General features: G+C 68.6%; 20 protein-coding genes. 12 read left to right on the top strand and 8 right to left on the bottom strand.

The features are described 5' to 3' along the window. The first annotated feature begins 106 nt into the window (after positions 1-106). Complete coding sequence (locus ACPFP2_RS25965; protein WP_424092288.1) at positions 107-799, top strand: hypothetical protein; 693 nt, start codon at positions 107-109, stop codon at positions 797-799. A 61-nt stretch (positions 800-860) separates the two neighbouring features. Beyond that, positions 861-1,304 carry a hypothetical protein gene (locus ACPFP2_RS25960; RefSeq protein ID WP_424092287.1) on the top strand — a complete coding sequence of 148 codons (444 nt, stop codon included), beginning with the start codon at positions 861-863 and terminating at the stop codon, positions 1,302-1,304. Positions 1,305-1,493: 189 nt separating this feature from the next. Here the strand turns inward: ACPFP2_RS25960 and ACPFP2_RS25955 are convergent, their stop codons facing one another. From ACPFP2_RS25955 to ACPFP2_RS25945, 3 genes are all read right to left on the bottom strand, one after another. Further along, on the bottom strand, positions 1,494-2,783 hold the full coding sequence (locus ACPFP2_RS25955; protein WP_424092285.1) for a GAF domain-containing protein: 1,290 nt from the start codon (positions 2,781-2,783) through the stop codon (positions 1,494-1,496). Between the two features lie 622 nt (positions 2,784-3,405). Beyond that, a complete protein-coding gene (locus ACPFP2_RS25950; protein ID WP_088977229.1) occupies positions 3,406-3,786 on the bottom strand; it encodes a YccF domain-containing protein in 381 nt (126 codons plus the stop codon). Positions 3,787-3,943: 157 nt separating this feature from the next. Then, positions 3,944-4,996 carry a sodium:calcium antiporter gene (locus tag ACPFP2_RS25945; RefSeq protein WP_424092283.1) on the bottom strand — a complete coding sequence of 351 codons (1,053 nt, stop codon included), beginning with the start codon at positions 4,994-4,996 and terminating at the stop codon, positions 3,944-3,946. A gap of 109 nt (positions 4,997-5,105) precedes the next feature. Between ACPFP2_RS25945 and ACPFP2_RS25940 the strand changes: the two genes are divergently transcribed. The 3 genes from ACPFP2_RS25940 (at position 5,106) to ACPFP2_RS25930 (ending at position 8,100) form a co-directional block, all read left to right on the top strand. Next, a complete protein-coding gene (locus ACPFP2_RS25940) occupies positions 5,106-6,416 on the top strand; it encodes a hemolysin family protein (RefSeq protein ID WP_424092281.1) in 1,311 nt (436 codons plus the stop codon). 267 nt (positions 6,417-6,683) lie between these two features. Further along, positions 6,684-7,772, top strand: coding sequence for a sporulation protein (locus tag ACPFP2_RS25935; protein WP_424092279.1), 1,089 nt, complete (start codon positions 6,684-6,686; stop codon positions 7,770-7,772). A 106-nt stretch (positions 7,773-7,878) separates the two neighbouring features. Then, a complete protein-coding gene (locus ACPFP2_RS25930; protein ID WP_424092277.1) occupies positions 7,879-8,100 on the top strand; it encodes a hypothetical protein in 222 nt (73 codons plus the stop codon). Positions 8,101-8,285: 185 nt separating this feature from the next. Here ACPFP2_RS25930 and ACPFP2_RS25925 read toward each other — a convergent pair whose 3' ends face one another. Continuing rightward, positions 8,286-9,323, bottom strand: a complete 1,038-nt coding sequence (locus ACPFP2_RS25925; protein WP_424092339.1) for a sodium:calcium antiporter — start codon at positions 9,321-9,323, stop codon at positions 8,286-8,288. Positions 9,324-9,540: 217 nt separating this feature from the next. Here ACPFP2_RS25925 and ACPFP2_RS25920 point away from each other — a divergent pair, with 217 nt between their 5' ends. From ACPFP2_RS25920 to ACPFP2_RS25910, 3 genes are all read left to right on the top strand, one after another. Continuing rightward, positions 9,541-9,813: a GlsB/YeaQ/YmgE family stress response membrane protein gene (locus tag ACPFP2_RS25920; protein WP_424092276.1), complete on the top strand. Its 273-nt coding sequence runs from the start codon at positions 9,541-9,543 to the stop codon at positions 9,811-9,813. A gap of 150 nt (positions 9,814-9,963) precedes the next feature. Beyond that, positions 9,964-10,914: a cation diffusion facilitator family transporter gene (locus tag ACPFP2_RS25915; RefSeq protein WP_424092274.1), complete on the top strand. Its 951-nt coding sequence runs from the start codon at positions 9,964-9,966 to the stop codon at positions 10,912-10,914. Between the two features lie 78 nt (positions 10,915-10,992). Beyond that, positions 10,993-11,166, top strand: coding sequence for a CsbD family protein (locus ACPFP2_RS25910; RefSeq protein ID WP_424092273.1), 174 nt, complete (start codon positions 10,993-10,995; stop codon positions 11,164-11,166). A gap of 85 nt (positions 11,167-11,251) precedes the next feature. On the opposite strand, the gene ACPFP2_RS25905 is transcribed toward ACPFP2_RS25910, so the two are convergent. From ACPFP2_RS25905 to ACPFP2_RS25895, 3 genes are all read right to left on the bottom strand, one after another. Further along, positions 11,252-12,598, bottom strand: coding sequence for an MFS transporter (locus ACPFP2_RS25905; RefSeq protein WP_424092272.1), 1,347 nt, complete (start codon positions 12,596-12,598; stop codon positions 11,252-11,254). A 557-nt stretch (positions 12,599-13,155) separates the two neighbouring features. Further along, positions 13,156-14,199, bottom strand: a complete 1,044-nt coding sequence (locus tag ACPFP2_RS25900) for an endonuclease/exonuclease/phosphatase family protein (protein WP_424092271.1) — start codon at positions 14,197-14,199, stop codon at positions 13,156-13,158. Positions 14,200-14,275: 76 nt separating this feature from the next. Then, a complete protein-coding gene (locus tag ACPFP2_RS25895; RefSeq protein ID WP_424092270.1) occupies positions 14,276-15,037 on the bottom strand; it encodes a hypothetical protein in 762 nt (253 codons plus the stop codon). 353 nt (positions 15,038-15,390) lie between these two features. On the opposite strand from ACPFP2_RS25895, the gene ACPFP2_RS25890 reads away from it, so the two are divergent. Together ACPFP2_RS25890 and mraY are read left to right on the top strand one after the other, a co-directional pair. After that, positions 15,391-16,011 (top strand): DinB family protein, encoded by a 621-nt coding sequence (locus ACPFP2_RS25890; protein ID WP_424092268.1) that lies wholly within the window; start codon positions 15,391-15,393, stop codon positions 16,009-16,011. A 28-nt stretch (positions 16,012-16,039) separates the two neighbouring features. Continuing rightward, positions 16,040-17,143, top strand: coding sequence for a phospho-N-acetylmuramoyl-pentapeptide-transferase (gene mraY, locus ACPFP2_RS25885; protein WP_424092337.1), 1,104 nt, complete (start codon positions 16,040-16,042; stop codon positions 17,141-17,143). Positions 17,144-17,149: 6 nt separating this feature from the next. Here the strand turns inward: mraY and ACPFP2_RS25880 are convergent, their stop codons facing one another. Continuing rightward, positions 17,150-17,941: an IS5 family transposase gene (locus tag ACPFP2_RS25880; protein WP_424092336.1), complete on the bottom strand. Its 792-nt coding sequence runs from the start codon at positions 17,939-17,941 to the stop codon at positions 17,150-17,152. Positions 17,942-18,078: 137 nt separating this feature from the next. Between ACPFP2_RS25880 and ACPFP2_RS25875 the strand changes: the two genes are divergently transcribed. Next, positions 18,079-19,377 carry a hypothetical protein gene (locus tag ACPFP2_RS25875; protein ID WP_424092266.1) on the top strand — a complete coding sequence of 433 codons (1,299 nt, stop codon included), beginning with the start codon at positions 18,079-18,081 and terminating at the stop codon, positions 19,375-19,377. A gap of 247 nt (positions 19,378-19,624) precedes the next feature. After that, on the top strand, positions 19,625-20,482 hold the full coding sequence (locus ACPFP2_RS25870) for an SLATT domain-containing protein (protein WP_424092265.1): 858 nt from the start codon (positions 19,625-19,627) through the stop codon (positions 20,480-20,482). The last annotated feature ends 620 nt before the right edge of the window (positions 20,483-21,102 follow it).

Genomic DNA, 21,102 nt, shown 5'->3' with positions numbered 1-21,102 from the left:
GCCACCCGAGACCACCCCGGACTACGCCATCGCGTCCGCCGACCTCGCTGCGGCCTACCTCGATGCGGCCAGCCTGAGGGATGACCGGACGAGCGTGAAGCGGGCCGTGTCCGTCGTGGGTCGCGCCGTCGGCGCAGGCGCATCTGGGACGGCAGCCTGGCTCCGTCTGCATCACACCGAAGCCACCGCCTACGAGACCCTGTGGGATCTCGACAACGATCCGGACGACCTCGCCCGGTCGATCGCGGCCTGGCGCACGGTCCACCGGGACGAGCCCGACCCGACCGTACAAGTCAAGATCGCTGAGTTGCTGCACAGCGGAGCGGTCCGCACCGGCGACGCGAGTGGGCTGCCTGAGGCCGTCAGTCGCTTGAACCAAGCCATCCCGTCAATCAAGCAGCCAGGGCCGGTGTGGCGACAGCTCGCCGAGACACACCTGCTGCACTGGCAGCTCGCTCGCGTGCCGGGCAGCCCGGACGCCGCCGCCCGGTGCCTGGACCACGCCCTTGCCGCCGCCGAAACGGCAGACGATGTCCTTGCGGCGCACACGCTGCGTGTGGTCATCGCGAACGAGATGCTGCAACGCGACGTTGACCAGGACAGCGCCAAGGTCCCGATCAGTCTCGACCAACTGCATGGAGCGCTGGACGAGGCCGGGCGCGCACTGGACGGCCTGGCGTCAGCCGCGGCCGACCGCCGCGCATTCTCGCCATCGTCCTGCTCTATGGCGAATACGCCCGTTTTGGAGAGGCAAAGGACGAGCTCGACGTGCCGAGGATGCGGCAGCTGCTCACTCTAGGGCGATCGATCGGTGACCAACCACCGCCGGGCTTCGCCGGGCGCTGGACACGGCAGAGGGGATGCTCGAACAGTACGCCACGGTCGTCGCAGCGGATCGTGGCGCGAAGGGAGGCATGGAGGCGCTGCTCCGGGCTGAACGGGACGACGCATTCACCAAGTCCCACGGGCCCCGGCTGCGGATGCTGATCTCCTTCGCGCTGACGACCAGAGCCTCGGGCGTGGGCGACCTCCGGGGCCACCGGGCGGCCGTCCACCTGACAACAGGGTTGGCGGAGGAGCTCGACCACCAACGGCCGGAGAATGCGGTGCTCGCCGAGGCGCAGGCGATGTCGGCCGTGATGGAGGCCCTCAGACTAGGTTCGCAAGGCGATCTGAGCGGCATGCGCGGCGCGACCGGCCGCGCCGTTGCCCTGTCGGATCAGCTCTCGCCTTCGCGCAGTAAAGATCAGGTGCTGGGGCAGATGACGGTCCGCCGGCAGTGGGGTCGACGGGCCGGCTCGTGACGAACGCCATCAGGGCCCAGGCGGTGTCCCGACTCAGGGACACATCGCGAGATGTCAGCCATCGACTCCGGTGGCTCGACGAGCCATCCCTATGACGGGACTCCGAGCCCCACGCGGCGAAGGAGACCCACCACGACGCGGCCCGACTACGCCACACCGAGCGCTGACGACGGCCCGCGATCCGCCTTGCTACCGACGGAGATAGGCGGCCAGGCCCCCGAGCTCTTCATTGGCGATGAACACCGACCGTACGTTGAGGATGGCTTCCTCGACGTGAGCGGGGCAGCCCCACGCGGAGTCGCCCCACGAGTCGGCGACCTTGATCTCGGCGGGCGCGTCGCATCCTTGGGCATCGCCGAGCTGGCACTGCTCGGGTCGCGGTGTGGCGGCATGCGCGGTTGCGGCGGCTCGCATCCGCTCGGCCAGGTCCGCGGCTGCCGCGGCGCGCTGTTCGGCCTCGGCGCGCAGCTCACGCTCTGCGCGTACCGCCCTGGCCAGCTCTTCATGGGCGGCCTTGGCGCGTACGTCGGCGGCCGCCTTCGCCTGTTCGATGTGGTGGCGTTCGATGGCCAGTGCCGCGGCGCCGGTGAAGACCCGGGCGAGAGCGAGGTCGGTGTCCCGCGGGACACGCGGGGTGCGGTGGTACATGGCGAAGGTGCCCAGCAGGCTGCCGTCGCGGGCCAGGATCGGTGTCGACCAGCAGGCCGCCAGCTCTGCCCGCTCGGCCAGGTCCCGGAAGGCATCCCAGAACGGGTCGGTGGCGATGTCGGTGACGATGACCGGTTCCCGCCGGTGGGCGGCGGTGCCGCAGGAGCCGACGCCTTCGCCGGTGGCGATGCCGTCGATGGCCTGGTTGTAGAAGTCGGGCAGGCTCGGGGCGGCACCGTGGCGCAGGTGCCGGCCGTCGGGATCGGCGAGCAGGACGGAGACGAGCACCTCGTCCGGGGCGAGGTTCTCGATGCAGCGGGCCATTCCGTCGAGCACGTCGGTCAGGGGCGCCTGACGGGCGATCTGCTGCAGCAGAGAGCCATGTTCGGCCATCAGTCGTTGGGCGTGCTTGACCTGGGTGGTCTCCACCCCGATGACCCAGATGCCGGTCACCGTGCCGTCGGCGTCCCGCCGCGGCTCGTAGGTGAAGTCGAAGAACGCCTCCCGCGCGTGCGGGCCGACGCCCAGCACGACTCGAGCATCGCGGCCGGTGTAGGGCTCGCCTGTGCGATACACCTGGTCCAGCAGAGAGATGAAGCCTTGACTGGCCAGCTCCGGCATCAACTCAGCGATCGCGATCCCGGTACGCGCCCGTTCCTCGCCGATTGTGGCGAAGAACGCCGGGTTCGCCGTCTCCACCACATGGGCCGGCCCTGCAAGCGACGCGAAAACGGCGACGGACTGCCCGAACAACGCCCGCAGATCCTCCTCCGCCGCCTGCCCGACAGCAGGGCGCGGAGCCGCAGGCCGCTGGCCCGGTACCGCCGTCATGTGATGTCCCTTCCTTGCGGGCGGATGCGTCGGATCGGAGAGTGCACCGCCCGGTGGTGGCCAGAGTACGGGGAAGACAGCACGGCTGCTGTGCAGCCCACCGGCGTGACACAGGTCGGCCGGCGCATCGAGGGGCCCGGCCACCTCACCCGTCGGAGCTGGTCGATCGTCGGCCGGAGGTCGAAGCCTTGCTCGGCGCACCGTGACCGTGCGGGTCGACCGGAGCGCCCCGGAGGTCGACGTGCGGGGGCGGACGGCGTTGCAGGAGTCGCGGCCAAGGGCGCGGCGTGGCTAGCAACTGCCCGCCCTCGCCGATGAGGCCGCTCGAGGGCTCAGCGCGACCGGCATGCGCCGGTACGTCGTCGACCGCGAGCTGCTACCTCTGCGCGGGCCCTGACACCGGCAGCGAGCTGCCCGCCGTCGAGGTAACGCCAGCGGGACGCGTGCACCGCACCATGTCCGCCAGGTCGTTGCCGATGGGAGCCGTCGAGCTGGCCCAGCGCCTGGCCAACAGCCTCAGCAAGCAGGTACGCGCCACAGGCATCCCGCTCTGTGCCCGTCCGGAACAAGTGGTCCTGCTGGGGACGGCGGGCGCTGGCACTGTACGAGGTGGTCGGATCCGTTATGGGGTGTCGATGACCTCGCGGCCGAGGGGCCAGAACGCGGCGGGGACGAGCTTAAAGTTTGCGATCCCGAACGGGATGCCGATGATCGTGAGGCACAGCGCGATGCCGGCGAGGAGGTGGGACAGGGCCAGCCACCAGCCGGCGAGCACCACCCAGAGGACGTTGGCCAGCCCGGAGGCGATCCCGGAGTCGGGCTTGGGTACGACGGTGCGGCCGAACGGCCACAGAGAGTAAACCGCCAGCCGGAGCGCCGCGACGCCGAACGGAACCGTGACCACCAGGAGAAAGCAGATCAGCGCGGCGACGCCGTAACCCGCGGCGAGGACGATGCCGCCGCCGAAGATGAGCCACAGCACGTTGAGCACAAACCGGATCATGTTTCTGAGCATGACCGACGCGTGCCACCCGGGTGGCGCTGTCGACAGGGACCGGCAGCCGCCGGCGATCGGTGTACCTGTTTGCCGCGGAAGCAGTTGGCGACCTCGCTCTCAGGTAAGGGCTTCGGCGGTGAGGTGTCGGGCACGCAGGCGTGGGCTACGCGGGGGAGAGGGCGAGGATGACGGTCATAGCGGCGTAGCTGGTCACGAGTAGAACGCCTTCGAAGCCGAGGCGGCCCCATCCGCATGCCTGGCGGACGAGTAGACCACCGACAAGGACGGCGGTCATGAACAGGGCGTTGGTAGTGACAAAGAGTTCCTCGGTTCCGGCGGCGTGGTAGATCGATCCGTCGCGGTAGGCGATGTCACCCACGACGAGGTTGAGCGCGTCCAGGCTGTTACCGCCGAGGACGGCAGCGATGGCCAGCGTCGGGGCGCCGCGGCGAACGGCGGCGACGGCGGTGACGGTTTCGGGCAGGGCGTTGACGGCGCCCATCAGAATCGCGCCGATGAAGCCGGCGCTGAGCCCGGTGATGGCGACGAGGCTCTCGGCGGCGAGGGCGATGGCCCAGCCGCCGACGGCGACGAGCAGGCCGACACCGGCGAACCGGGTCCACAGCCAGGCGGAGCTGCGCTGGTCGAGCTTTCCATGGGCGTGCGGGACGTCGGGAAGCGTCTCCGTGGTGGCAACGGCCTGCCACAACGGGCTGGCCCCGGCTCTGCGGATGAGGTGCAGGCCCCCGAGGTAGCTGCCGATCATGACGAAGGAGGCGGGATGTAGACCGGCGAGAGTCGCGTCCGGGGTGAAGCTGCCGAGCAGCGCGATGGCAAGCAGGGCGATGAGCAGGGTGCCGAAGAGCACGTTCGACAGGGACGCGGCGGCGTGTTCGAGGTTCACCCGACGCTGGAAGGCGTCCGCGACCGCGACCGCAGTCGTCTGGGCGGCGATGCCGCCGACGGCGTTGCTGTAGCCGAGCTGTGGCTGGTCGGTGGCAGCGGTGACGGCGGTCATCACAATGCCGGACAGAGAGGTGGCCAGGCCGAAGAAGACCGCGCCGAAGAACGCCTCACCCCAGCCCGTACGGTCGGCGAGGGTGTCACCGAGGGTGACCAGCCGGATGCTCCCGAGCACGGTGAGCGCACCCGCGATCAGAAAAACGGCGACGCTCCATCCCAACGGCCAGGGCAGAGCGGTGAGAACCTCCGGCACCGGCGGCGGATTCCCCGTTTTGCGGCGGAGATGCCCCGATCTCGGTGGCCCCGGGGCGGCTACGGTTGGTGTTGCGGAAGGTCCGGTTCAAGGAGGCGTCGAACAGGCTGTGGGCGGCTATGGCGTGCAGGTCACGCTCGTGTTCGTGTTGGTGAACGCGGTGTTCGCGGGCAGCGAGATGGCGTTGGTGTCGCTGCGGGAGAGTCAGCTGCAGCGCCTGGAGCGGACCTCCCGGGCGGGGCGGGTGCTGGCGAGGCTGGCGCGGGACCCGAACCGGTTCCTGGCCACGATTCAGATCGGCATCACCCTGGCCGGGTTCCTCGCCTCGGCCGCCGCGGCGGTGTCCCTCGCGGCGCCGCTGGTGGGGCCGCTAGGGTTCCTGGGGTCGGCGGCGGAGCCGGTGTCGATCGTGCTGGTCACCATCGTGCTGACCTTCGTCACCCTGGTGCTGGGTGAGTTGGCGCCGAAGCGGATCGCGATGCAGCGCGCGGAGGGCTGGGCGCTGCTGGTCGCCCGCCCTCTGGACGCGTTGTCGGCGTTCTCCCGGCCGGCGGTGTGGCTGCTGAGCAAGGCCAGCGACGCGGTCGTACGGCTGACCGGCGGCGACCCCCGCGCCCGGCGGGAGGAGGTCACCACCGAGGAACTGCGGGACATGGTCGCCGCGCAGCGCAACCTCACCCCGGAACACCGGATGATCATTTCGGGGGCGTTCGAGGTGGCCGAGCGGATCCTGCGGGAGATCCTCGTCCCGCGCCGCGAGGTCATCACCCTGTCCGCGACGCTGACCGCGCCGCAGGCGCTGCGCGAGCTGGGCAAGTCGGGGCAGACCCGCGCCCCGGTCGTGGGTCGCGGCGGCCTGGACGACACCGTCGGCGTGGTGCACATGCGGGACCTGCTCGACCAGGAAGGCCCGGTCGCCGAGCACGCCAGCCCTGCGCTGTATCTACCGGAGACGCTGAAGGTGACCGAGGCGATCCGGGAGATGCGCGCACAGCGGCAGCAGTTCGCCCTCGTCGTGGACGAGCGGGGCTCCATCGACGGCATCGTGACGATGGAGGACCTGGTCGAGGAGATCGTCGGGGAGATCTACGACGAGACCGACCGGGACGTGCAGGCCGTCGTGCGGGAGGCGGACGGGTCGCTGCTGATGCCGGGTGGCTTCCCGCTGCACGACCTGCCGGACGTGGGCATCGACCTCGACGAGGACGTCCTCGAGGCCGGTGACTACACGACCGTGGCGGGCTTGCTTCTGGCCCACCTCGGCCACATCCCGAAGACGCCGGGTGAGGTGATCGAACTGCCGGGCCTGACCGCCGAGGTGGCGGAGGTGACGGGCCGCGCCATCACCCGGGTACGCCTGCGCACCACACCGGTGCGTGGCGACGGGCACGAAGCCGGCGAGGACGAGACAACCTCCTGACGGGGCCGGCCGACGACTGACACGCGCGTGATGTGGGGGTAGCGGCCGCACATCACGCGCAGAGGTCAGGCCCGACACCCACGCACCGTTACCCGAGAGTAGCGGTGCGGATGCACTCAGCTACCTCTCAGGTGGTGTTGGTAGTTTCCCGACGCGACGGCTTCCATTATGGACGTCGTTGATCTCGTTGCGACACAAGGGTTCCGGGTGGAAGTTCCACCGGATCCGCGGTTGTTGCGCGTTCGGTGGTCGTCGAGGGAGAGGTTCGTGGTGTTCAAGAAGATGCTGGGCGCGTTCGGGGTGGGCGGCCCCAGCGTCGATACCGTCCTGTCCAATCCGAACACCCGCCCCGGGCTGGTGCTGAGCGGGCAGGTGAACCTCACCGGTGGCAGCCACGACGTGGAGATCGACCACATCACCGTCGGCCTGGTCACCCGGGTGGAGATGGAGGGCGCGGAGGAGGAGTACGACGCGCTCGTGGAGTTCCACCGCGTTCAGGTCGCGGGTGGCCTGCACCTGCGTGAGGGCCAGCAGCTGTCGTTGCCGTTGCAGGTGGCGATGCCGTGGGAGACCCCGGTGACCGACCTGTACGGGCAGCATCTGCACGGCATGACGATGGGTCTGCGCACCGAGGTGGCGATCCGCGGCGCGGTCGACAAGGGCGACCTCGACCCGGTGTTCGTGCACTCGCTTCCGGTGCAGGAGCGCATCCTGGAGGCGTTCGGCCGGCTGGGCTTCCAGTTCAAGGGCGCGGACCTGGAGCGCGGGCACATCTCGGGGCTGCACCAGAGCCTGCCGTTCTACCAGGAGATCGAGTACTACGCCGCCCCGCAGTACGCCCACGCTGTAAACGAGGTCGAGCTGACCTTCGTCGCGAACGAGCACGGCGTCGATGTCGTGCTGGAGTTCGACAAGCGCGGCGGCCTGTTCAGCGGCGGGCACGACTCGTTCGGCCGCTACCACGTCGCCCACGCCGACGCCGACCGCGTGGACTGGGCCGCGCAGGTCGACGGCTGGGTCCGCCAGGCCCTCGACGGCTACCAGAGCCTGCACGCCGGCCACGGCTACGCCACGCCCGCCCCGGGCTACGGCACGCCGGGCTACCCGCCCCCGCCTCCGCCGCCCGGCTACGGTCAGCCCGCGTACGGCGCCCCGGGATACGGACACGCCGCATACGGGCACCCAGGCGGCCACCACAAGGAGGAGCACCACCACGAGCGGCACGGTGGCCCCGGCATGGGTGCCGTCGCCGCGGGTGTGGTCGGCGGCGCCGCGCTCGGCTTCGCCGGCGGCATGGTCGCCGACGAGGTCTTCGACTCCTTCGGCGATGACGAGGGCGGCGACGAAGAGGCGTGAACCACCGCTCGTCCACAGTGGATCAGGACACCCCCTCCATGATCTAATTCGGTAGGTTTGTCCGTAACCGGTCGGATCATCCGATCGGGATTTCGAAGGAGTGTGCATGCCCGTCACCGCCGACCTCACCAAGCTGGTCGACAAGGCCTACCAGGACAAGACCCTCACCGAGATCGTCGACGCCCCGGTGTCCGCCCTCGCCGGGGTCAGCGACGGCGACGCCAAGCTGCTCAAGGACGCCTTCAACATCACCACCGTCGGCGACCTCGGCCGCAACCCGTACTTCCGCACCGCCAACGCCCTGGTCGCCCTCGCCGGCGCCAAGTAGCTCCCGCGCGGCGTGGTGCCGGGCTTCCGGCACCACGCCGCCACAGCATCGGCTGCCGTCCAGGCGCGGCCACCGCCGGCGACATCGCCTCGAATCCGCGGTTCTCATCGGCGGCGAGGATGCCCAGCTCGGGCTGAATCGACGTCTGCGTGGCGGCGGGGCCGGTCTTGGCGGCTGTCGTGGTTTCAGGTGGCCAGGACCGCGACGATGGCGAGGTAGCTGCCCAGCAGCAGGACACCCTCGAAACCCACTCGGCCCCAGCCGCGGGGTTGGCGGACCAGCATGCCGGCGAGGACGACGGCGGTCATGAACAGGCCTGCGGCGGTGACGAAGAGCTCGTCGGTCTGCGCGGCGTGGAACAGGGAGCCTCCCCGGAACGCGGCGTCTCCGACGACGAGGTTGAGCGCGTCGAGACAGTTCCCGCCGATGATCGCGGCGATGGCGAGGGTGATGGCGCCGCGGCGGACCGCCGCGATGGCGGTGACGGTTTCCGGCAGGGCGTTGACCATCCCCATGAGCACCCCGCCGACGAAGCCTGCCTTGAGCCCGGTCGCCTCTACGATCCCCTCCGCGGCGGCGCCGATGGCCCAGCCGCCCACCCCGACGCTCAGCCCGACGGCGAGGAAGCGCCCCCACAGGCCCCGGGTCGACACGCGGTCGAGTGATCCGTGCGACTGCGGAGTGTCGCGGCGGGTTTCCCGGGTGTCCACGGCGTCCCACATGGGGCGGGCGTCCGCGACGCGGACCATCCGGATCCCGCCGAGGTAGCAACCGATCATCACCAGGGAGACCGGGTGCACCTCGGCCACGGTGACGTCCGGGGTGTAGGTGGCCAGCAACGCCAAGGCGAGCAGGGCGATCAGCACGCAGCCGAACAGAATGTTCGACAGCGACGCCGACGCGTGCTCGAGATTGACCCGCCGGTAGAACATGTCGGCCACGGCCACCGCCGCGGTCTGCGCCGCGATCCCACCCACGGCATTGCTGTAGGCCAGCTGCGGCTGATCGCTCGCCGCGGTGACCGCGGTCATCACGATGCCGGACAGAGAGGTGGCGAGCCCGAAGAACACCGCCCCGAACACCGCCTCGCCCCAACCGGTCCGGTCGGCCAGGGTGTCACCGAGGCCGGCCATCCGGATGCTGCCCACCACGGTCAGCAACCCGGCGGTGACGAATACCGGGATACTCCACGCCAGCGGCCACTGAGGGGTCAGATCAGGCATGGCAGCCCCCGTTACCCCCGTTACCGACCCGGTGAACCTGGTCGCGGGACGGTCCAGCCGACCTCGCATTGCTTTGGCCGCTGACGTCGTTTGACGGTCGGTGCTCGATTGCATGACAGGTGTGTGAAGAAGTACAGGCATGCCATCGGGAAGGTTTCGCCGGCGACACTGCAGGGGCACAGTGACCCGGCAGACAACCTCTGGAGGGACGGCTCTCGTGGAAGTTACCGGCTTCTTCACCGCGATCATCATCGGTCTGGTCATCGGCGCTCTCGGCCGCCTGGTGGTGCCGGGCAAGCAGAACATCCCGATCTGGCTGACCCTGCTCATCGGTGTGGTCGCCGCGATCCTCGGCACCCTCGTCGCAGGTGCTCTCGGCGTGGACGACACCGCCGGCATCGACTGGATCGAGTTGGCCCTTCAGGTGGCCTTCGCCGCGATCGGCGTCGCGGTCGCCGCCGGCGCCTACGGCCGCCGCCGGATCCACTGATCCGACCAGCGTGTGCCCGGCCTGTCCCTCTGGGACGGGCCGGCGCGTGCTGTCCGGCGTGACGGTGGCAGACACCGCTCCGAGGTTCGGTCCGGCGTCACAGGCACACTGATCACCCCATCCGACGATGTGACGAGGGAGAACGGACCGATGGCGGCTGAGGGCAGTACCAAGGCTGTGATGACGGCGCTGGTCGCGAACCTGGGTATCGCGGTGAGCAAGTTCGTCGCCGCAGGCATCACCGGATCGGCCTCGATGCTCGCCGAAGGCGTGCACTCGGTCGCGGACTCCACCAACCAGGCGCTGCTGCTCGTCGGCGGCAAGCGCGCCCGCCGTGCCCCCACCGCCCTGCACCCGTTCGGCTACGCCCGAGAGCGCTACGTCTACTCGTTCATCGTCGCGATCATCCTGTTCACCCTCGGCGGCCTGTATGCGCTCTACGAGGGCTACCACAAGATCAGCGACCCGCACGAGCTGACCTCACCGCTCATCGCCGTGGCCGTCCTGCTGATCGCGATCGCCCTGGAGGGCTACGCCCTGCGGACCGCGGTAAAGGAGGCGAACAAGGTTCGTGGCAAGCGGGGCTGGGTGTCCTTCATCCGTCACGCCCGCAGCCCGGAACTGCCGGTGATCCTCCTCGAGGACGCCGGCGCGCTGCTCGGCCTGCTCTTCGCCCTGTCCGGCGTCGGACTGAGCGTGCTCACCGGCAACGCCCTGTTCGACGGCATCGCCACCTTGTGCATCGGCGTCCTGCTGGTGGTCATCGCCGTCATCCTCGCCGTCGAGACCAAGAGCCTGCTCATCGGCGAGGCCGCCCTGCCCGAAGAGGTCACCGCGATCCACACCGAGCTGGTCTCCACCCCCGGCGTCGACCGCGTCATCCACCTGCGCACCCTGCACCTCGGCCCGGACGAGCTCCTGGTCGCGGCGAAGATCGCCATCGGCACCGCCGACCGGGGAGCCGACGTCGCCGCCACCATCGACGATGCCGAGGCCCGGATCCGCCGGGTGCTGCCCACCGCCACGGCGATCTACCTCGAACCCGACATCGACCGGCAGCCCGCACCCGCCGGCGCCGCCGCGCCCGGCCTCAGCAACTGACCTGGTGGTCGGTGGTTCAGGTTCGATGCCGGGGGTAGTGAAATCCGTGTAGCGCCAGTATCGACGTGGGGAGGCTCCATGGGTATCGACGACAAGATCGGCAATGCCTCCGAAGAGGCCGCCGGCAAGCTGAAGGAAGGCGCCGGCCGGACGACCGACGACGAGCGGCTCGAAGCCGAGGGCCGCGGCGACCAGACCAGCGCGAACGTCAAGCAGGCCGGCGAGAAAATCAAGGACGCCTTCAAGAGCTGACCCGCACCGCGCAGGGCGCGGCACGGGTGAGACGACATACAACGGCCACGGCGGCACCTTCCGCCGTGGCCGTTGTCGCCAGCGGCTACCGCTCGACCACCGGCATCGTCCCCACCCGGAGGGCGATGTCGTCCCCCGCCTTACGCGCCCACCGGCCGGCGGCAACCGCGTAACCGACCGCGAGGCAGCCGTAGCCGGCCGCGGCGACACCGAGCAGCACCGGTGAACGCCCGTCGTCGGGGATGATCCGGGACGCGGCCACCATGCCGAGCACGTAGGCGAGGTTGAACGCCGTGTCGTTGGCGGCGAACACCCGCCCCCGGAACGCGTCGGCGCACTCGTGCTGCACCATGGTGTCCACCACGATCTTGATACCGTGCCCGGCGACGTTGACCACCAGCACGACCACCACCAGCAGCAGCGGGTCGAACGGCAACCCGAACACCGGCAACGCCACCGCCACCGCCGCGAGCAACCCGACCACCCACCGCCACCCGCCGACCCGGCGGGCCACCGCCGGAGTCACCGCCGCCGCCAGCAACACGCCGGTCGCGCCCGCGGCGAAGACCAAACCCAACTGCGCAGGCACGCCGTCGAGGTCGTCGCCGGTGAACCGGTTGCGGTAGAGCAGCAGCATCGCCAGCGCCAGAACCCCGAACAACAGCCGGAACCCCGCCTGAGCCCCCATCACGTACGCGGCACCGCGCGCCTGCCCCAGATGCCGTACCCCGTCGACCATGCCCCGCACCACCGCCACCGCCTCCCCGGCGAGGCCCGGCCGGTGCGGCAGGGCCTCGTCGGGGCCCAACTCGTCGTGGGCGAAGGAGACCCGGGCCAACACTGCGGAGAGCAGGTAGCCGACCGGCGCGAGCAGGGCGATGGCGGCGTAACCGGCGTTCCCTGCCGGGAAGACGGTCTGGAGCAGCAGCAGAGCACAACCCAGCCCAAGCGAGTACGCCACCGACCCCGCCGTGCCGCCGACCGCGTTCGCGGTCACCAGCCGCTGGTCAGGCACCACGTGCGGTGTCGCCGCCGACAACCCCGACAACAGCAACCGGCCCAACCCGATCACCACCAGGGTCGAGACGAAGAACAGCGGCCCTTCCGACCCGAGAAAGATCATCACGGCGATCGGCAGCACGACACCGGCCCGGGCCAGGTTGGTCACCACAGTCACCGTCCGGCGGCTCCACCGGTCCAGAAACACCCCCGCGAACGGCCCCACCAGCGAATACGGCAGCACCAACACCGCCGCCGCGAACGCGATCGCCGTCGGCGTAGCCTGCCGGTCCGGGTTGAACAACACACTGCCCGCCAGAGCGGCCTGGAACACCCCGTCGGTGAACTGCCCACCCAGCCGCACGGCCAGCAGCCGCCGGAACGCCGGCACGGCAAGCAGGGCCCAGAGGTGGCGCGTATCGCGAACAGCCATGATCCGGCAAGCCTACGGTGGCGAGGCCCCCACACGGACCTTGACTGCACCCCCCCACGAAGACATCCGCGAGCACGGCACAGCTCTCATGGACGTCGTGTGGCAGGTGTCGCAGCTCGAAAGACCAGGAGATGGGGGCACCGGCTTACATGGGCCCGCTGACCACGCATATGTCGGGCTGCAGACGGCATGCGCCGACCAGGACGTGATTGTCAGCCTGAACAAGGAGTAGCGTGTCAAGACGGCCGTGCCCGTTACCAGAGGTTGATAAGGCAGCTTTCGTCATGCCCCTGTGGCGCCTCGGAGGCGAGTCGGACGGCGGCCGACCTCAACATTTCCTAGGCGGACGGGACGATCTCGAATCGCATTGTGGGTTCCATTGTCCCCAGACGGCACGGTGAAGCTGTACGTGACGCAGTCCCTCCCACCTCGGGGCCGACGTGGCCGACTGGTTCACCGGGCCGGCCGCGGCGGACAGCACGGCGGGGCTGTTCGTGCCAACCCGGCCGACCCGATTGTGCGAAACGCGGCCCGGCCAAGGCTTGGGCTCGTGACCATCAGGGCAGTGCGAGGTCGATGTATGCGGGGTCGTGGTCGGATCCGTCGCCGCTGATCTGGGTGCGGCGCATGACGTGCGCGGCGGTGACGGTCAGGTCCGGGCTGGTCCAGATCTGGTCGTAGAGGGCGAACGTGGTGACGCCTTTGGCCCGGTGGCGGTGGGTCCAGATGGTCGGGGACAGGTCGGCAAACATGTCGTCAATCAGGTCGCCGTCACGGTCGGGGCCAGCAGTGGTTCTGCCCTGGTGGATCTGTTCGGTGAGGTTCGCCTCGCGCAGGGCAGTGAGGGTGGCGGCGCCGGGTGTGTCGTTGAGGTCGCCGGTGACCACGACGCGGCGGGTCAGTCGCTGTCGACGCAAGATCTGGGCGATTGCAGTCGCCTGCTCGGTGCGTCGTCGGGCGATCGCGTCACGGGCAGCGGTGACCTCGGCGGGGGTGAGGGTGTGTTCGTCGGTGATGAAGTTGCTCTTGAGGTGGTTGACGAAGACGTGCAGTGGTCTGCCGTCCGGGGCGGCGATCTGTGCTTGGAGCAGGTCCCGGCCGAACACGGGTTCGCCGGTGCGGTCGGGCCAGAACCGCCAGGAGCTGATGCGGGTGATCGGCAGCCGGGAGCAGACGGCGACATCGATCCGGCGGGGGTCATTGCCTTCCACCACCACGCGGTAGCGGTAGTCGACACCAAGAGGGCGCAGGTCATCGCGGTGGAACGCGTCCAGGGCGTCCTGGTCTTCAACCTCCTGCAGGCACAGCACATCGGCGTTGAGAGCGGCGATGCGCCGGGCGATCCATTCCCGGGCTTTCGGGTCCTTGCCCTTGACGAGTTTGCCGCGGAAGGTGCGCAGGACTCCGCTCATGCGGGTGCCGTCGGGTAGGACCACCTCGACCACCGACGGTTGCCCACCGCCCGGAGCACTCACCGTCTCGGCGACCTCTGCGGCGATCTCGGCTCGGGGAAGATGCGCCACAGTTCGGGGAAGCTCGGCCTGGAACGACCAGCGGGAGAACAGGTTGTTGGCGTTGAAGGTCGCGATCCTCACTGCCATCGCCCTGCTTCCTTACCTCGTCACGCCTGCCGTGCACTCGACGATACGGTCCGTGTACTCCTGGCTGCCTCGACTATCAGCAAAAGGTCAATCCTCGTGCCACGTGCGAAGGTGGGAGATTGAGCCACCGAAGAGGGACAGCATCGATCTGCGGCTCCCCGAAGTAGCCTTCCTGCTCGCCGAGCAGCAGGGGCACGTCGTGGACCGACAGTTCGGCGCGGGCGCGGGCGTACTTCACCCGATGCCGCCACCGCTGGCGCTCGAAGGTGACATCCGCGTCGATCTCCACCACCACGCTCGGGTCGACCTGCACGTAGGGCAGCGGCTCCGGGCGATCCAGCTGCCCAGTCCAGGAGGCCGGCAGCGGCTGCGGCCATGGATGAACGACGCTACGCCGACGTGGCGCAGGGCCTACCGGGGACAGCATCGCTGCAAGCTCGTGTCGCTGTGACACGGTCAACGGACGGGTCCGGCCGGTGTAGCGCAGCTGCCCCCGCCGGTCGAACCGGCCCAGCAAGGCACTGTCCGGGTGACGGATGTTGCCGGTCACGCCGCCGACGATCGCCTCGACGGTGATGTGGGTCCGGTACTTCGACCAGCCGCGCCGGCCCGGTTCGTAGCGCCCATCATGCCGCTTACTCACCAACCCCTCAATGCCGGCCGCGACGCTCCACTGAATCAACCAGTTCGCCACCTGTCTCATGTCAGCGGTTTGCGGAGTGACCGCGAGCTGAGCCGGTGCGCCGGCGATCAGCTGCTCGAGGCGGCCTCGCCGCTCCGACAGCGGCAGGCCCAGGAGCACCTGCCCATCGACATCCGCGAGCAGGTCGAACAGCACGTAGTGCGCCGGGTACGCGGCTCAGGCGCAGCAGGCCGTGGCCGGCGGTCACGCGCCGCTGCCTCCGTGCGAAGTTCGTCCGCCCGCGCTCCCACACAATCAGCTCGCCGTCCAGCACCACGCCAGGCGGGATAGCGGCCCGTACAACGCGGGACTGTGTCAAATGGTGACGTCGGTTATCGGAACTGTCCGAATGCCTGTCGTATGGCTATCCCCGCGGCTTCGGACACAAGTTGAACCTCCGGGCCTGGCGCTGCAAGATCGTCGTCGGATTCGGGTCGGCGAGTTACGAACGCCGGCGCTGTGAGGTCCAGGGCTGCTCCGCTTGCCGTCGGATGGCAAGCTCATGTCCCATGATCGAGGATTTCGCTAAGGGCCATCTGCACGGCCAGCTCAGGCGGACACGTCAGGCGCTGGCCTGGAAGCTCGATGGCCTGTCCGAGTACGACGTCCGGCGTCCCTTGACAGCGACGGGGACCAACCTCCTTGGCCTGGTGAAGCACTTGGCGACCCTGGAGGCCTGGTATTTCGGTGAGGTCTTCGGCCGCCCGTTCCCAGAGCCGCTGGGGCGATGGCAGGACGCGGACGGTAGCGACCTGTGGGTGACCCCGGGCGAGACCCGCGAACAGATCATCGACTTCTATCAGCGTGCCTGGGGGCATGCGGACGCGACGATCGAAGAGCTTCCCATCGACGCGCCTGGCCACGTGCCGTGGTGGTCGCGGCCCGACGTCAAGCTGTTCAACATCATGGTCCACGTCCTTCAGGAGACCACCCGGCATGCCGGACACGCTGACATCCTGCGTGAGCAGCTCGATGGCCGGACCGGGGTGAGGGCTGAGTACGAGGAGCAGATCGACACGGCGGCCCGGGAGGCGTACTGGGCGAAGATCGAGCGGGTTGCGCAGGAAGCGGCCGGCGGCTCGCATCATGCCGACCTATCCGACACGCATCGCGCGGTGGGGACGCCGTGAGAAATCCGGATCTCGTGGAGGTTCGCCCGTGAGGGCGGTCATCGTCGCGGCCGCGGTCGCGTTCATCATCTCCCTGTTCGGCACGCCGGTGGCGATTCGCGTCTTCACCGCGCTCAAGGCCGGCCAACCGATCCGATCCATCGGGCTCGCCAGCAACCAGGGCAAGAAGGGCACGCCCACAATGGGCGGCGTCGTCTTCATCGTGGCGACCGTCCTCGCCTACGTCGCCGGGCACATCGCCCTGACCACCGTGCCCGAGCGGCAGATCGCGCAGGAGGGGCCGACCATGACGGCCCTGGTGCTACTCGGGCTGTTCGTCTTCTGCGGCGCGGTCGGCTTCTTCGACGACTTCCTCAAGGTGCGCCGGCGCAACTCCGACGGACTATCCGCCAAAGGCAAGCTGCTCGGCCAGGCGATCGTCGGCGGCGGGTTCGGCATCGCCGCGCTCTACGTGCCGAGCACCAACGGCCAGACCGTGGCCAGCGATCACATCTCGCTCATCCGCGACATCAGCTGGCTGAACGTCGGCAAGGCCGGCGCGGTCATGGTCATCGTCTTCGTGATCATGGCGATGTCGAACGGCGTGAACCTCACCGACGGCCTCGACGGCCTGGCCACCGGCGCGTCGATCCTGGTGCTCGGCGCGTACGCGCTGATCGGCTTCTGGCAGTACCGGCACTGGTGCGCCGACGACGCGTACGCCCGCGTGAACGACTACTGCTACCAGGTCCGGGATCCCCTGGAGATCGCCATGATCGCGGCGGCGGCGGCCGCCGCCTGCGTGGGCTTCCTGTGGTGGAACACCTCCCCGGCACGGATCTTCATGGGTGACGTGGGCTCGCTCGGGCTCGGCGCCCTGATCGGCGGGCTCGCAGTGGCAACCCGCACCACGCTGCTTTCGGTCATGATCGGCGGGCTCTTCGTCATCATCACGACGACCTGGGTGATCCAGATCGTCTCGTTCCGAACCACCGGTAGACGTGTCTTCCGGATGGTGCCGTTGCACCACCACTTCGAGTTGGCCGGCTGGAGCGAGGTCAATATTGTGGTCCGGTTCTGGATCGTTGCCGGCGTCTGCGTGGCGGTCGGCCTTGGCCTGTTCTACTCGGATTTCTTGGCGGTCGTTGGATAAGAGGTCCTAACAAAGTCGTACGACGTGCCGGTACGTGATGATGAAGGTGGCGAGGCCGAGGAAGGCTTCGTGGATGTCGTCGCGGCGTTCCCATCGGATGCGTAGTCGTCGCATGCCGTGGTACCAGGCGATCGTCCGCTCGAGGACCCACCGGAACATGCCGAGACCGCAGCCGTGAGGCTGGCCACGGCGGGCGATCCGCGGACGTTTGCCCTTGCCGCGTGTCGCCCGATGGTACTTGTCGTGGTCATAGGCGCGGTCGCCGGCGAGCTGGTCAGGGCGCCGGCGGGGTCGGCCGCGCCGATTGCGTACGGGCGGGATCTTGTCGATCAGCGGGATCAGGTCGGTGACGTCGTGGCGGTTGCCGCCGGTCAGCGACACGGCGAGGGGGATGCCGGCGCCCTCGGTCAGGACGTGGTGCTTCGAGCCCGGGCGGACGGTCGACCGGGCTCGGCCCGCTTCTGGGCCACGTCGGGCGGCCCGCACATGCGAGGAGTCGATCACGGCGCGGGACCAGTCCAGCTTGCCGGCTGCCTGCAGCTCGGCCAGCAGCAGCTCGTGCAGCCGCTGCCACACCCTGGCCCGGTTGCATTCCTCCAAGCGCCGCCAGCAGGTCATCCCGGACCCGAACCCCAGCTGCTGCGGTAGGAACTCCCACTGGATGCCGGTGTGCAGCACGAACAGGATCCAGCACAGCACCTGTCGGTCCGGGATCCGCTTGCGTCCCGGATGCCGTGGATTGCGCTCAGGCTTGGGCAGCAGCGGCTCGATGCGCTGCCACAGCCCGTCCGGCACGATCCACGGCGGCTGCTCGCCACGTCTCACGGCCCGACATCGTAGATCATCCTTCACAAGGGACAACACCCAGACATCATTTTGTTAGGACCTCTAATGGAACCTTCTCGTTCAGGTTCAGTGACGAACGGTTCTGGCGGGTGACCAACACTCCCACCCTCGATCACGCCTACCGCAGGGCCGGGTCCGTCGGTGTCGACGTCTGGGCCAGCTTCGACGGGTTCCGCACCTCAGGTGGTTACGGACGGCTGGGTTACGAGCAGCCCGGCCTGTCCACGGTCGTCGGCGCCCTGTACACCCCGCTGTCCCCGACCCGGCTGCTGGACACCCGCGCCGCGCTCGGCACCGCCACCACCACCCCGCTGGCCCCGAACACAGAGGTCATTCTGCCGATCACGGGCACAGGACAGGTTCCCATCGGCGACATCAGCGCCGTGGTGCTGAACGTGACCGTCACCCAGCCCACTGCCGCCGGCTTCGTCACTGTCTACCCTGATCAGGGGTCCCTGCCGAACACCTCGAACGTCAACTTCGTCGCTCAGGAGACCGTCGCGAACCTGGTAACCGTTCCGGTCACCAATGGCAAGGTCCGGTTGCGCAACAGCGGCGGCGGAACCGTCCACTTGGTCGCTGACCTGCAGGGCGTCTACGGCCCGCAGGGCTCGGGCTTCAAATCCCTGTCACCGGCCCGGGTGCTCGACACCCGCACCGCAGCGGCGATCCCTGCGAGGGCCGACCAGGTCCTGGACCTGTCGGCCAAGCTGCCCGCCGACGCCACCGCAGCGGTCTTGAACGTCACCGTCACCCAACCGGCGTCCCACGGGGTGCTCACCGTCTACCCCTACGGCTTGACCGCACCGGTCGCCTCCAACCTCAACTTCGTCGCCGGGCAGACGATCCCGAACCTGGTGATCGTGCCGGTGCGCAACGGCAGGATCGTCATCCGCAACGCCAGTGCGGGTAGCACCCACGTCGTGGCCGACCTGGGCGGCTACTTCGGGTCGGCAGCCTCCGGCGCGACGGAGCACTACGTGCCGTCCGGTCCGAGGCGAATCGTGGACAGTCGGACCGGCACAGGCTTGCTCGGTCGCCAGCCCGGCTCCCTACGCCCGCAGGAATCCGCATCGTTCTACGCCCAGTACTACGGGGACAACCCCTCCAACCTCACCACCGGGTGCAACATCAACTGCCCTGTCCCGACCGCGCTCGTGGGCAACGTGACAATCACGGGACCGACCGCGCCCGGCGTGCTCACCGCGTACCCCTATCTCACGACCCGACCCACGACATCCAACGTCAACTTCATTGCCGGGGAAACCGCCTCGAATCTCACCCTCACCAAGGCCAACCAGACGTCTCTCACGGTCTACAACGGCAGCTCAGGGAGCACGCACGTGATCATCGACCAGAGCGGATATTTCATCGCCGCCGCGCTCTGATCCGGTGCCGCGCTGCCTACCAGCCGATCTGTGGAAGCGTGTAGCAACGGGATCACGCTCAACGGGCAGAGACCCCGCTGTTGCCGCCCGGGTCGCGGCGTCGAGGGGGACTGCCTATTTTGGTGGCCGACCGCTCCGCCGGCTGTGGTCGACGAGGCCGTGGGTGTCGTGCCGAGCATGGGGGAGCCGCAGGTGCCGGACCATCATGCGTTCCGAGTAGTCGGCCCTTTCTGCGAGCTCTGCCACCGTGCTGCCGCTGGCGAGTTGTCGGAGCCAGGATCGTTCCTGTTCGGACGGCACGTCGGCGGCACAGACGCCGGTCACGAGTCACCGAACGACCTCGAGGGGAGGGAGGGTCTGGTCGTCGAGTAGCGCGGCGAACACTTGCTGCAGTTCGGCCGGCGAACATGACGGCGCCACAGCGGCAGCGGCGGCCGTCTTTGACTGCTCGGACGTACGACGGAAGGTCAGGAGCAGGTGTCGGACATCCGACCTTGTCACCTCTCACACGGCCGGGCACCGTGACCTTGTGACACCAGAGAAAGCCACACCCGCTGAGCTCCGAAGCGCAGAGGATGGCCAAAAGCTTCTTCGGGGGTGGCGTATGGGTATACGCACCCTGCACATCGGCCACAACCTAGCGGGAGAAGCGTTTGACAAGTGGGCCCGCGTGACAGGGGTGGCCTCAGCAGTTGTCGGCTCTATCGTTGGTACCGCCATCTTCGCGTCGTTAGCAGCTTCAACGCGTATTGAGATCCGGATCGCTACTGGCGTCGCGAGTCTTATCGCGGCCGGCTTAAGTACTGCGCAGCTGATATGGAATTACCCACAGCTCGCTCAGCGACACAAGTACGCTGCCGTGAAGTACGGGACGCTACGTCGGAGAACCGAGGAAATCCTCGCGAGCCCGGTAGTTTCGCCCGCAATGCTTCATGAGGTATCCCGAACCTGGGAACAGGTCGAGGACACTGCACCGCCACTCCCGGAACGCTTTCGCCGCCGTGCCCGGCACATGATGGATGTGGCAGACCGTAAGATGATCGCACCTCCGGCGGCAAGCATGGAACCAACCAACCACCGGCCGGCGGTCCTCCCGAAGCCGTGAGGACGAAGGGGACGCCCTTCCCGGCCTAACCAATCGGTGATCGATCGTGCGGTCGAGTCGAGCCACCATGATCTGCGGCAGTACGAGGCTACGCCTGAGGGCCCTCGACCAACGTCTGATCTGCCGCCGACAAGGCGCGGCGATCGTGAGCCAGCGCTGGCGCAAGCCAAGGAATTGGGCCGGTAGCTCACGATCGGTCGGCGGTCGTTTGGTCCGGTGCGGGACTGGTTCGGGGGAGCAGGTTGGGAGCAGTGGGGTGCCCTGAACGGCCTTGAACTGCGTTCAACGGCATCGAACGGCGCTCCACTGCACCCACCCCTGCCTGCGGCTCCACGTTTTCGCTGGTCAGAGTCGGTGCGGCGTCCTGCTTCACACGGAGTGCTCAGCGGTTCTGAGTAGCAGTCGACAGCGTTCTATCCCGCCTGGCAGGGGAGTATGCGCAGGTCGGAGCGGTAAGGAGCCGTTGGAAGGGCTGGCCTTGCAAGTGGGTGCAGGTTGGGCGCAGGTCAGCGAAGTGGTCACCGCGTCCGAAGTGCTCAATGAAGTCGGGTGTGGCAAGGCGCTCTGGCCTGCGGTGATGTGGTCGAGCGGGTTGGCGTGACCTCCCAGAGAAGACCGAA

The sequence above is a fragment of the Micromonospora citrea genome, assembly GCF_049629545.1.
GTDB classification, from domain to species: domain Bacteria; phylum Actinomycetota; class Actinomycetes; order Mycobacteriales; family Micromonosporaceae; genus Micromonospora; species Micromonospora citrea_A.
Note: the sequence above shows the minus strand (reverse complement) of the source record. Positions and strands in the feature narration are given on the sequence as shown.

What these genes read in the sequence shown, in the direction of transcription:
- ACPFP2_RS25960 (WP_424092287.1), top strand. Translation starts at nt 861, where the DNA reads ATGCTCGAACAGTACGCCACGGTCGTCGCAGCGGATCGTGGCGCGAAG.
- ACPFP2_RS25955 (WP_424092285.1), bottom strand. Translation starts at nt 2,783, where the DNA reads ATGACGGCGGTACCGGGCCAGCGGCCTGCGGCTCCGCGCCCTGCTGTC.
- ACPFP2_RS25915 (WP_424092274.1), top strand. Translation starts at nt 9,964, where the DNA reads ATGGCGGCTGAGGGCAGTACCAAGGCTGTGATGACGGCGCTGGTCGCG.
- ACPFP2_RS25950 (WP_088977229.1), bottom strand. Translation starts at nt 3,786, where the DNA reads ATGATCCGGTTTGTGCTCAACGTGCTGTGGCTCATCTTCGGCGGCGGC.
- ACPFP2_RS25890 (WP_424092268.1), top strand. Translation starts at nt 15,391, where the DNA reads ATGATCGAGGATTTCGCTAAGGGCCATCTGCACGGCCAGCTCAGGCGG.
- ACPFP2_RS25925 (WP_424092339.1), bottom strand. Translation starts at nt 9,323, where the DNA reads ATGCCTGATCTGACCCCTCAGTGGCCGCTGGCGTGGAGTATCCCGGTA.
- ACPFP2_RS25910 (WP_424092273.1), top strand. Translation starts at nt 10,993, where the DNA reads ATGGGTATCGACGACAAGATCGGCAATGCCTCCGAAGAGGCCGCCGGC.
- ACPFP2_RS25930 (WP_424092277.1), top strand. Translation starts at nt 7,879, where the DNA reads ATGCCCGTCACCGCCGACCTCACCAAGCTGGTCGACAAGGCCTACCAG.
- ACPFP2_RS25905 (WP_424092272.1), bottom strand. Translation starts at nt 12,598, where the DNA reads ATGGCTGTTCGCGATACGCGCCACCTCTGGGCCCTGCTTGCCGTGCCG.
- ACPFP2_RS25900 (WP_424092271.1), bottom strand. Translation starts at nt 14,199, where the DNA reads ATGGCAGTGAGGATCGCGACCTTCAACGCCAACAACCTGTTCTCCCGC.